Here is a 10,451-nt window from a genome sequence, read left to right as displayed (position 1 = left end):
GGATGAGAGCAAGCAGGTCGCCAGCGCGGGTACCACTCAGGTCAATAGCATGTGCAAGAACCCGGACCTGGGTGACTGGGCACCGGTTCCTTGCCCGAATGTTTGATTGAGGTTGTTTTGTGGGGGGGTACATATCCGTTGCTGCGGTAACGGCTGCTTAGGGTTCCGCTCTTACAGCGGGTCACTTTCGAAAAGCGCGAAAGTAACCAAAGCGCTTGTGCCCCACCACTCGGTGCCTCGCTAGGGCTCGGCATGCCCGAACGTAGGCATTGCTCCGTGGGCCGCCGCGAAGGGCCATCCATGGCCCAGCGCGGCTATCCCGGCATCCATGCCGGGATGCCCACTGCGCAATACCTACGTTCGGCCATCGTGGTTAACGGGGCGCCGAGATCAACGTCCACCGCGAGGCGGCCTGATAGCCGGCCTGGCTCTCTCTGTCGTACTCCGATCCAATTGTGGGAGCGAGCTTGCTCGCGATGGCGTCGGTTCAGCTTGCATCAATGCCAGCGCTACCCCTTGGCGTCAGGCGCCGCCATCCCCTTGTTTTCCAGATCATCCAACGCCCGCTCGACCAACAACTGCACCCCATCGGCCATGCGGCTTATCGCCAGGGCTATGCAGCGGCGTGAGTCGTCGACGTCGTCGGCCAAGTCGGCGGCGATGGTGCTGATGGAGAGCAGGTCTTCGGAGGCGTTGGCCAGCAGGGTTTCGGTGTCGATGCGGGGGGAGACGATGAAGAGTTGGTTTTTGTCGGGTTCGGGCGGGGAGGGTTGGGGGTTGAGGTAGTAGTCGAGGGCGCGGGTGGCGGCGTCTTCGAGCCTTTTTTCTTCTTGAGCTTCGACGCGGGATTTGTGACCGTTTTGCGGCGGATTAGGAGTGACCTTGAACATAGATGTATCCCGATATGTATTTGAAGAAAACAGCCACCGTTCGTTGCACCGAATTAAGGTGGCAGCCGTGCGTAGGTGTGCAAGACCGGGCATATCGGACCCCGGCAGACTCGAAAGTCTCCCACGCACAGCCGCCATAGCAGTTGCGCGCCGATATGTACCGGACTTGCACGTCCGTGTCACCGTTTTTTGCGATGACGAACAAAGGTTAGCGGTGCCCCAGGGCCCTGCCTAGTTCACGAACAGCTCGGCGTTTTGAAGGAAATATCCGAGGAGCAAGAGAGCAAAAAGGTCAAAAGATCGCAGCCTTCGGCAACTCCTACGGAAATGGGTGTAGGAGCTGCCGAAGGCTGCGATCTTTTGACTTTTGGTTTTGTGACTTGGCAGTCATCTTTCGCGAAAACAAGCTTATCTTCCGACAAAGCGATCCGATGATGGCGTTCCGCTGAAGAATCGCTAAACTGCCCGCCATTCATCTTTCTTCACGAGGCGGTGCCCATGAAATTTCGTTTTCTGCTGTGGATGCTGGGGTGGTTGATGGGCAAGGCCAGCCGGACCAATCCGGCGTTCCAACAGCAGTTGGGCGATAAGGAATTGGTGTTCCAATTGCAAACCCTGGACGGCAAGGTCGCCCGGCATTTCACCGTGAAGAACCAGCGCATCACCAGCCAGTCCGGCGTTTATCCGACCCCGGCCTTCGCCATCGCCTTCAAGGACGCCGCCTATGGCTTCGCCACGATGCAGGCCAAGAACAAGCAACTGGCATTCATGACGGGGATTCAGGACAAGTCGATCCAGATCAAAGGCAACCCGGCGCTGGTGATCTGGTTCCAGGGGCTGACCAAGTATTTGAAGCCGAGGAAGGCCAAGCCAAAGCCTTAATGAGGAATTACGCTCATTAAATGAATTTTTATTCCGATTAAAGAAATCGAACTGTTAACTCTGACAGGTGTGTAAGTGCTTGGTTTAGGTTTTCATTTGGTTTGATGTCAATGTGGGCATCATTTTTAGTGGAAGCAATGCCATGATTACTCCAAGTAAAAATTTAAAGCCAGGCACCCTTGATCCATCTTTTGGCACCGATGGAGTACTCCTCGTTCCGATACCGGAAATCAGCGCAAACAACGTGTCGGCGCTTTGCGCTCTTCCGGACAATAAGCTGCTTGCTATCATGCCGTTATTAGGAGTAAGGGCGCCGGTGGTGGTTGTGCGTTTAAATGAAGACGGGACACTCGATACCAATTTCGGTGATTCGGGAGCCGGTTACACTGAGCTGCCTTTTATGTCAGGTGAGGCTTTGAGTGGTATTAATGCCCTTGCGGATGGAGGCGCGCTGGTTCGCTTTAGATACCCGGAAAATGGGAATATATATAGCATAATAATAAAGTTGCGCTCGGACGGTACTTTCAATACCACCTTCGGAAATAACGGTGTGGTCAGGATTTTAGGCTCGAATCGTTCGCAACAAAGCGAAGGGGCTGGAAGCCTGCAAGTAAATGATGAACCATTAGGAAGAGCGCAGGGAGGAAGGCGGTACTCTGCGTTAGAAGATCCAGTCGGCAACATAGTTTTAATCGACGAGATTGATTTCTTTGGGCGAGCCAGGGTTGTGGTGAATCGCCTGAAGTCCGATGGTTCTTTTGATGAAAATTTTAATGGGGGCAGAGCAATTGTCGAACTTCCTGGCGTCGAATATCAGTGGCTTTTGCGCGGAGGATTCGCCGTTCAGTCGGATGGACGCGTGGTGGCAACTGGCGTATATGGCGATGATACGTATCGGGGGGCGTTTATAGTACGTTTTGATAATTCAGGTCGTCCGGATGCGGCATTCAACAATGGTGCGCCAGTAGTAATTCCCACAAATGCCGACTCCAGGCTCGGCTCTGTTGCAGTGAATATGAGGCAAGATGGGACTGAAAGAATAGTACTGGCAGGCTATGTTGCTGGTGGCGGGAATTACAGCGGCTTTATGGTGGTGCTCGACGGTGATGGGTATTACGATCCGCTATTTAACGAAGGACAACCGCTGTATTCTAAGTTTTCTTACGGGAGTTTTTGGTGGTCCAACTGCAATGCGCGTAATGATGGTTCAATAATCGCTGTCGGATTTGGGAGCAATGAGTTGCATGACGGTGGTACGCTGACCGCTTGTTATCGTGATGATGGCACTTTAGATTCGGAATTCAACGACGGGCAAGGCTTTGTTGTTTATGCTGGGCCTGACCGGGCTAGACCCCCGTCAGATATGGCAGACATGGATGATAGACGGATCGTTGTAAGCGGTTCGGGCTTTGACAGAAATAACAATTGGGTCCTTCGCTATCTGGGTTAGTTATACGCGACGCGGGCTATGCCCCGTCAGAAAGACGGGTTTGAATGACATCCTTATCGCTCCTGTTCCCCTGCATGCCGCTAGGGGAACAGGAGCGTTCCGCTTCTGAAACGTGACGCGGAGCGTGGGAACGATCAAAAACAGATATCTCGTGGACGTCGTTCTAGTTCCCTGCGCGACAGCGCAGCGTCGAAGACGTGGCGGTGGCTCCCTCACCACAAGCTCATCGATCAGCCGGTGGTCAGTGGCTGAACTGCGAAGCCAGTTCGCGCAGCAGCACTTCGGCTTCAAGCACCTTGCTGACCACGTCATTGACCTTGTCTCGAGACAGTCCTACACGCTCGAGCAAAGCATCGGGAATTTCCTCGTCCGGGCCGGAGCCGATCCCTCGCGAGCGCAGCAGGCGTACGGCCAGGCACACCAGGTTCGGGTAGGCGGCGTATTCGCCGTCGTAGTGCGGGTCGTGCTGGAAGCGCAGGGCGGTGGCCAGTTCGTCGGGCATGTCCCAGTAGCGCATCAGCCAGGCGCCGATCTGCTCGCGACTGATGCCCAGCAGGTGCTGTTCCACGTAGCTGTGGCACAGGTGCGGGTTGACCTCCAGGTGCCGGCAGATCAGCGAGAAGTGCGGCGGGAACACGTGGGCCAGCAACAGGTAGCCGAAGTTATGCAGCAGGCCCGATAGGTAGGTCAGGCCGCCTTCGGGTCGCTGGGCACGGGGCATGGCGCGGGTCAGGCCTTCGATGACGGCGGCGGTGTAGATCGACTGGTGCCAGTAGGGCGTGGTGTGTTGCGGGTGGTCCTTGGGCAGGCTCAGGGTCTTGCCCAAGGCCAGGCCCAGTGCCAGGTTGATCACCAGGTCGAAGCCCAGGACCCGGACGATGGCGTCTTCCACTGAACGAATCTTGCCCGGCGAGGCGTAGTAGGGCGATGCGGCCCAACTCACCACTTGCGCGGCCAGGGCCGGGTCGGTTTCGACGACGCCGGTGATGTCATCGATGGTCGCGTCTGGGTCGACCCGCAGCTTGATGATTTTCTGAGCGGTTTCGGCCAGCGGCGGGATCTCGATGGTTTCTTCCAGCCGTTGCTGGATACGCCGGGCGGTGAACGCCTGTACGGCCTGGGTGATTTCCGCACGGTCGTCGTGTGGGCGGTCCAGGTTTGGGGTGATGTTGCTCACGGCTTCGCCGAACGTCGCGGCGCTGGCCTTGGTGAGCATGGTCTTGAACGCTTCGCTGGTGACTTCCAGCAGCAGTCCCGGCTCGCCCGAGTTGATCAGCAGCTTTGGCTCACGCAGCAGGCTTTCTTCGTACAGGCAGGGTGAGCTGGTCAGCGCCGGCAGACCGGGCAGCAGGCTCAGGCTGTGTTTACCGAGCATGCGCTCCAGGCGGTCGGTAGGCACTGCCGTGAGTTTGCGGCCGGTGAGTTCGGCCAGGCGGTTGAGGTCCAGCAGTTGGCTTTGCGGAAACAGCACCATCAGCGCGCCAACGGCATCGTGCAGCAACACTGCCTGTACTTTGCGGGCTGGGTTCAGGCCGGGGCGTTCGAGCACTTCGTCAAAGCCGATGCCCAATTTCTCGAGCAACAGCCGAATAACAGACGGAGCGTGCGGGGATTCGGGAACGAGGGCAGCTTCTGTCATGGTCTGTATCCGTTTTCCTACAAGTTGGTCAGTATAACCAGCTTGTCCGGTACGCGCGTCCGGAAAACTGAGCGCGTGCTCACACTTGGCCGTATTGCTGCCCGTGACGCAGCCAGCGATCCAGCAGCGGGCTGACGTGGTCGGGCCAGCGTTCCAGCAGCGCCTGGGCGGCATCGCGTACGGCGGGGAGCAGGTCGGCGTCGCGCATCAGGTCGGCTACCTTGAATTGAAGCAGACCGGTCTGGCGCGTGCCGAGCATTTCACCGGGGCCGCGCAATTCGAGGTCTTTTTCGGCGATGACGAAACCGTCGTTGGTTTCGCGCATGATCCCCAGCCGCTGGCGACCGATCTGCGACAGTGGCGGGTGATACAGCAGGACGCAATGGCTGGCGGCGCTGCCTCGACCCACGCGTCCGCGCAACTGGTGCAACTGTGCCAGGCCCAGGCGCTCGGGGTTTTCGATGATCATCAAGCTGGCGTTGGGCACGTCGACGCCCACCTCGATCACCGTGGTGGCAACCAAAAGTTGCAGGGCGCCGGCCTTGAACTCAGCCATGACGGCGGCTTTCTCGGCGGGCTTCATGCGTCCGTGGATCAGCCCGACCTTCAACTCGCCGAGGGCGGCGGTGAGGTCCTCAAAGGTGGTCTCGGCCGCCTGGCAGGTCAGTTCTTCCGACTCTTCGATCAACGTGCACACCCAATAAGCCTGCCGCCCTTCGGCGCAGGCGCTGCGCACGCGCTCGATCACCTCCACTCGTCGGGTATCGGTCACCAGCACGGTGTTGACCGGCGTACGGCCGGGCGGCAGTTCGTCGAGGATCGAGGTGTCGAGGTCGGCGTAGGCGCTCATCGCCAGGGTTCGTGGGATCGGCGTGGCGGTCATGATCAGTTGATGAGGGCACATCCGCCCGCCCACGCCTTTCTGCCGCAGGGCCAGGCGCTGCTGCACGCCGAAGCGGTGCTGTTCATCGATGATCACCAGGGCCAGGTTCTTGAATTGCACTTCGTCCTGGAACAACGCGTGGGTGCCGACCACCATCGGTGCCCCTTCGGCGATCTGCGCCAGGGCGGCGGCGCGGTTCTTGCCCTTGAGCTTGCCGGCCAGCCAGGCGACTTCGATGCCCAACGGTTCGAGCCAGCGCTGGAAGGTGATGAAGTGTTGTTCGGCGAGGATCTCGGTGGGCGCCATCAGCGCCACTTGATACCCCGCTTCCAGGGCCTGGAGCGCGGCGAGGGCGGCGACCACGGTCTTGCCGGCGCCGACATCGCCCTGGATCAACCGCAGCATCGGCTCGGGCTGGCTCAGGTCATAGGCGATTTCGTTGCCGACCCGTTGCTGGGCGCCTGTGGGGGTGAACCCGAGGTTGGCCAGGTAGCGGGCCGGCAGATCCCTGGCCTTGGGCATGGCTGGGGCGCGCAGGGAACGCAGGCTTTCGCGCAGGCGTTGTTGGGACAGTTGATGGGTCAGCAGCTCTTCGAACGCCAGACGATGCTGGGCCCAGTGATGGCCGACGGCGAGTTCGTCCACGTCGGCATCGGCGGGCGGATGGTGCAAGTAGCGGATCGCATCGGCCAGGGGGGCCAAGTGGTAATCCCGGGCCAGTTCCGTGGGCAGCCAGTCGGGCAGGCTGCTGGGGCCGAGCAGGGTCAGGGTTTGCTGGCAGAGCTGGCGCAGGCGTTGTTGGGTCAGGCCTTCGGTGAGGGGGTAGACCGGGGTCAGGGTTTCGTCCACCGGCGGCGGTTCGTCACCGGTGATGGCGCGGTATTCCGGGTGATAGATCTCCAGCCCCGAAGCCCCGGGCCGCGCCTCGCCGTAGCAGCGCACACGGGTGCCGCGCTTGAGGCCCTCCTTTTGCGCATTGCTGAAATGATAGAAGCGCAGGCTGAGCCCGCCGGTGCCATCCTGCAAGCGCACCACCAGGCTGCGACGGCGACCCATGACCACGTCGGCGCCGCTGACGGTGCCTTCGATCACCGCATCCTGTCCCGGGCGCAGATGGCCGATGGGCACCACGCGGGTGCGGTCCTGGTAACGCAGCGGCAGGTGGAACAGCAGGTCCTGGAGGGTTTCCAGGCCGACCTTGGCCAGTTTCTCGGCCATGGCTTCACCGACACCCTTGAGTGTGGTGACCGGCACTTTCGACAGCTCCGTCATGGGCGTGGCTTACTTGCCAGCGGGCGGCTTGGCCACGGAGCACAGGCGGATCGAGTCAGCGAGGATCTCGATGGCCTTGGGCCGCGGGAAACTGGCGCGCCAGGCGATGGCCACGGTGCGGAACGGCACGGGCGGCGTCAGCGGGCGGACTTCGATCACGCCCGGGGAGTAATGATGGCTGTCCACCGCCGACAGCGGCAGGATCGAAATACCCAGGCCCGACGCGACCATGTGGCGGATGGTTTCCAGGGAGCTGGACTCCACCGTGGTGTGCTTGGCGCCTTCGTTGCCCTTGGTCAGGGTCGGGCAGGCTTCGAGCACCTGGTCGCGGAAGCAGTGGCCTTCGCCAAGCAACAGCAGGCTCTTGTCGTTGAGCTGGGCGGCGTCGATGGTCTTTTTCTGGGTCCAGGGGTGCTGGGCCGGCATCAGGACGTAGAACGGTTCGTCGTAGAGCGGCAGGGTCAGGACGTCGGCTTCGTTGAATGGCAGGGCGATGATGATCGCGTCCAGCTCGCCGTTGCGCAGCTTGTCGCGCAGCACATGGGTGAAGTTTTCTTCGATGTACAACGGCATCTGCGGGGCGACCCGGTGCAGTTGCGGAATCAGGTGCGGGAACAGGTACGGGCCGACGGTGTAGATCGCGCCGACTTTCAGCGGGGCGGTCAGTTGGTTCTTGCCGGCCTGGGCCAGTTCGCGAATACCCTGGGCCTGCTCCAGGACCTTTTGCGCCTGGGCCACGATGCCTTCGCCCACTGGAGTCAGGCGCACGGCGCTTTTGCTGCGCTCGAAAATCAGCACACCGAGTTCGTCTTCAAGCTTTTTCACGCCCACCGACAGCGTCGGCTGGCTGACGTGGCAACGCTCGGCCGCATGGCCGAAATGCTGCTCTTGGGCGAGGGTCACGATGTAGCGTAATTCTGTGAGGGTCATGGCGAGCGTCCGTGAAGTTGCGAGCCAAGCATACCGGCTGCAATCGATAGACGCACGTTATCAGACTGGGGGGGCGGTGTGACACTGTCCAATGTCTGTGTGGCGAGGGGATTTATCCCCGTTGGGCTGCGCAGCAGCCACCAAAAACAGGACTGTCGGCGCGAAGTCAGAAAGATGAGGCCATCTCTTTTAGGGCCGCTACGCGCCCCAGCGGGGATAAATCCCCTCGCCACAGATAAATCCCCCACCCGGATAAATCCCTACAAATAAGCAGCCCCTGTTACAGGGGCTTCTTATTTGAGGTCAGCGCCGGCGCTTGTCGATGGAGTACACAAACGGTGCCGTCAGTTCGATGGTGCCATTGGTCAGCAGCTCCGCCGGCGGCTTGGGCAGCGGTTGGGCGCGGCGGATCATTTCCAGGGTGGCCCGGTCCAAGGAGTCCGTGCCGGAGCTGCCCACCAGTTCGAATGACAGCACGTTACCTTCGGCATCCACCACGAAGCGCAGGCGGTTCATGCCTTCCTTGTTCATCTGCTGGGCCCTGGGCGGGTACTTCTTGTACTTGCCCAGGTGCGCCAGCAGCGTGCCCTGCCAGTTGGCCTTGGCAGCCGATTGTGCAGGTGACGGGCCAGGAGCCGGTTGCGCGGACTTCTCGGCCACTGACTGGGTTGGCGGGGTGTCGCTGGGCTTCTGCTCCGACGGCTGTTCCTTCGGCGGCTCGGGCTTTTTCTCCACCGGTTTGGGTTTGGGCGGTTGCGGCTTTGGCTTGGGCTTGACCGGCTTGGGCACGGAAATCTCCGGCTTCGGCGCTTCGGCAAGCTTGGGCAGAGGCAATTCTTCGACCGGCTCGGGAGGTTGCGGCGGTGTGACGACTTTTGGCGGTGCCGGCGGCGGCGGGGCTGGTACCGGCGCCAGCTCGACCATCATCGCCTGGGGAGGCAATTCGATGGGCGGGCGCGATGTCCAGTTCAACGCCAGGGCGATGGCGAGCGCATGCACGCCCAGCACCACTGCCAGGCTACCGCTGTAACGCGTCAGCTTTTGGCGCGTCGTGATCATTTCTGCCGCGCCGTCTCGAGTCCGACCAGGCCGACCTTCAGGTAGCCAGCGCCCCGCAGCGCGTCCATCACGCTCATCAGGTCGCCGTAGTCCACGCCTTTGTCGGCCTGGAAGAAGATCGTCGTGTCTTTCTTGCCTTGGGTCTTGGCGTCGAGGGTCGCGCCAAGGGTTTCGGCCTTGACCTCTTCTTCGCCCAGGAACAGGCGCTGGTCGGCCTTGACGCTGAGGAACACCGGTTTTTCCGGCCGTGGCGAAGGCTTGGCCGTCGACGCCGGCAGGTCAACCTTGATGTCCACGGTGGCAAGCGGGGCGGCCACCATGAAGATGATCAACAGCACCAGCATCACGTCGATGAACGGCGTGACGTTGATTTCGTGGTTCTCGGCCAGATCGTCGTCTGCGCCTTCTTTCAAATGCAGGCCCATGGCCGATTACCCCACTTTCACCATGTGCGGTTGCGAGCTGCGCTCGGGCGGCAGGTGGTCGAGGTCGCGGCTGACCAGCAACAGGACTTCAGCCGAGGCGTCGGAGACCTGGGCCTTGTAGCCGGCAATGGAGCGGGCGAAGACGTTGTAGATCACGACGGCCGGGATCGCTGCGACCAGGCCCAAGGCCGTTGCCAGCAAGGCTTCGGCGATGCCGGGTGCGACGACGGCGAGGTTGGTGGTCTGGGTCTTGGCGATGCCGATGAAGCTGTTCATGATGCCCCACACGGTGCCGAACAGACCGACGAATGGCGCGGTAGAGCCGATGGTGGCAAGCACGCCGGTGCCGCTGCTCATGTTGCGACCGCAGGCGGCGACCAGGCGTTCGAGGCGGAAGCTCACGCGTTCCTTGATGCCTTCTTTCTCGCGGCTGTTGGCCGACAGGCGCATCTCTTCGAGTGCGTCATGCACGAGCAGGTTGGCAAGAGTGCCTGCCTTCGCGGCGGTGGCGCTGGCTTCCTTGAGGGTGGTGGCTTTTTTCAGGGCGGCGATTTCACCACGCAAGCGACGCTTGGCACCCAGCAGCTCGAAGCCTTTGGCAATCCAGATAGTCCAGGTGATGATCGAGGCGATGGCCAGGCCGATCATCACGATTTTCACGATGATGTCGGCGTTCTTGTACATGCCCCATGGCGACAGGTCGTGGGCCATGCCCAGGGAGTTGTCGGCTTCGAGCACTTGAGGTGCGTCGGCTTCGACGGCTTGGGCCGGGTCGGTGGCGACCGGCGTTGCAACGGGAGCGGCCGGGTCGGCCGGTGCCTGGGCAGCAGCCGGTGCGGTGGCCGGGGTCGTGGCGGGCGCCTGTGCATCGGCGAACGCGGCGGCAGGTGCCAGCAGCAGGCTGAATAGCAGGGCGGCTACCGTGCCCCAGGCACGAGGTCGATTGGTTGGCGAAGCGGGGGATAGAGAGCGTTTCATGCTGGCCGGACCTGAGAGAAAAAAGAAGGTTGATGTTCTTCCA

At 61.0% G+C, this 10,451-nt stretch carries 9 protein-coding genes and 1 pseudogene; 3 read left to right on the top strand and 7 right to left on the bottom strand.

What is annotated here, in order from left to right; translation table 11 throughout:
- Positions 1-106 (top strand): annotated as a pseudogene (locus BM300_RS31425) (type VI secretion-associated lipoprotein TagQ); the annotation flags it as partial.
- A 403-nt stretch (positions 107-509) separates the two neighbouring features.
- Here the strand turns inward: BM300_RS31425 and BM300_RS15440 are convergent.
- Positions 510-890, bottom strand: coding sequence for a DUF6124 family protein (locus BM300_RS15440; protein WP_092345134.1), 381 nt, complete (start codon positions 888-890; stop codon positions 510-512).
- Between the two features lie 498 nt (positions 891-1,388).
- Here BM300_RS15440 and BM300_RS15435 point away from each other — a divergent pair, with 498 nt between their 5' ends.
- Positions 1,389-1,772 carry a helicase gene (locus BM300_RS15435; RefSeq protein WP_092345136.1) on the top strand — a complete coding sequence of 128 codons (384 nt, stop codon included), beginning with the start codon at positions 1,389-1,391 and terminating at the stop codon, positions 1,770-1,772.
- Between the two features lie 142 nt (positions 1,773-1,914).
- Positions 1,915-3,222, top strand: coding sequence for an NHL repeat-containing protein (locus tag BM300_RS15430; protein ID WP_092345138.1), 1,308 nt, complete (start codon positions 1,915-1,917; stop codon positions 3,220-3,222).
- Positions 3,223-3,463: 241 nt separating this feature from the next.
- Here the strand turns inward: BM300_RS15430 and BM300_RS15425 are convergent, their stop codons facing one another.
- The 6 genes from BM300_RS15425 to exbB all read right to left on the bottom strand — a co-directional run bounded on the left by BM300_RS15425 (position 3,464) and on the right by exbB (position 10,408).
- Positions 3,464-4,861 (bottom strand): aminoacyl-tRNA deacylase and HDOD domain-containing protein, encoded by a 1,398-nt coding sequence (locus tag BM300_RS15425; protein ID WP_092345140.1) that lies wholly within the window; start codon positions 4,859-4,861, stop codon positions 3,464-3,466.
- A 79-nt stretch (positions 4,862-4,940) separates the two neighbouring features.
- Entirely contained in the window at positions 4,941-7,016 is a 2,076-nt protein-coding gene (recG, locus tag BM300_RS15420; RefSeq protein ID WP_063323789.1) for an ATP-dependent DNA helicase RecG, read from the bottom strand.
- 9 nt (positions 7,017-7,025) lie between these two features.
- A complete protein-coding gene (locus tag BM300_RS15415) occupies positions 7,026-7,946 on the bottom strand; it encodes a hydrogen peroxide-inducible genes activator (RefSeq protein ID WP_063323790.1) in 921 nt (306 codons plus the stop codon).
- A gap of 303 nt (positions 7,947-8,249) precedes the next feature.
- Entirely contained in the window at positions 8,250-9,005 is a 756-nt protein-coding gene (locus BM300_RS15410; RefSeq protein WP_063323791.1) for an energy transducer TonB, read from the bottom strand.
- Entirely contained in the window at positions 9,002-9,430 is a 429-nt protein-coding gene (gene exbD / locus BM300_RS15405) for a TonB system transport protein ExbD (RefSeq protein WP_063323792.1), read from the bottom strand. Before exbD ends, BM300_RS15410 begins: the two co-directional genes overlap by 4 nt.
- Before the next feature lie 6 nt (positions 9,431-9,436).
- Positions 9,437-10,408 (bottom strand): tonB-system energizer ExbB, encoded by a 972-nt coding sequence (gene exbB, locus BM300_RS15400; RefSeq protein ID WP_092148307.1) that lies wholly within the window; start codon positions 10,406-10,408, stop codon positions 9,437-9,439.
- Positions 10,409-10,451 lie beyond the last annotated feature (43 nt).

Source organism: Pseudomonas sp. NFACC46-3 (assembly GCF_900114515.1).
GTDB classification, from domain to species: domain Bacteria; phylum Pseudomonadota; class Gammaproteobacteria; order Pseudomonadales; family Pseudomonadaceae; genus Aquipseudomonas; species Aquipseudomonas fluorescens_Q.
Note: the sequence above shows the minus strand (reverse complement) of the source record. Positions and strands in the feature narration are given on the sequence as shown.

Bases quoted from the DNA above. Each gene is read 5' to 3' on its own strand.
- exbD (WP_063323792.1), bottom strand. From the start codon at position 9,430: ATGGGCCTGCATTTGAAAGAAGGCGCAGACGACGATCTGGCCGAGAAC.
- exbB (WP_092148307.1), bottom strand. From the start codon at position 10,408: ATGAAACGCTCTCTATCCCCCGCTTCGCCAACCAATCGACCTCGTGCC.
- recG (WP_063323789.1), bottom strand. From the start codon at position 7,016: ATGACGGAGCTGTCGAAAGTGCCGGTCACCACACTCAAGGGTGTCGGT.
- BM300_RS15410 (WP_063323791.1), bottom strand. From the start codon at position 9,005: ATGATCACGACGCGCCAAAAGCTGACGCGTTACAGCGGTAGCCTGGCA.
- BM300_RS15425 (WP_092345140.1), bottom strand. From the start codon at position 4,861: ATGACAGAAGCTGCCCTCGTTCCCGAATCCCCGCACGCTCCGTCTGTT.
- BM300_RS15415 (WP_063323790.1), bottom strand. From the start codon at position 7,946: ATGACCCTCACAGAATTACGCTACATCGTGACCCTCGCCCAAGAGCAG.
- BM300_RS15430 (WP_092345138.1), top strand. From the start codon at position 1,915: ATGATTACTCCAAGTAAAAATTTAAAGCCAGGCACCCTTGATCCATCT.
- BM300_RS15435 (WP_092345136.1), top strand. From the start codon at position 1,389: ATGAAATTTCGTTTTCTGCTGTGGATGCTGGGGTGGTTGATGGGCAAG.
- BM300_RS15440 (WP_092345134.1), bottom strand. From the start codon at position 890: ATGTTCAAGGTCACTCCTAATCCGCCGCAAAACGGTCACAAATCCCGC.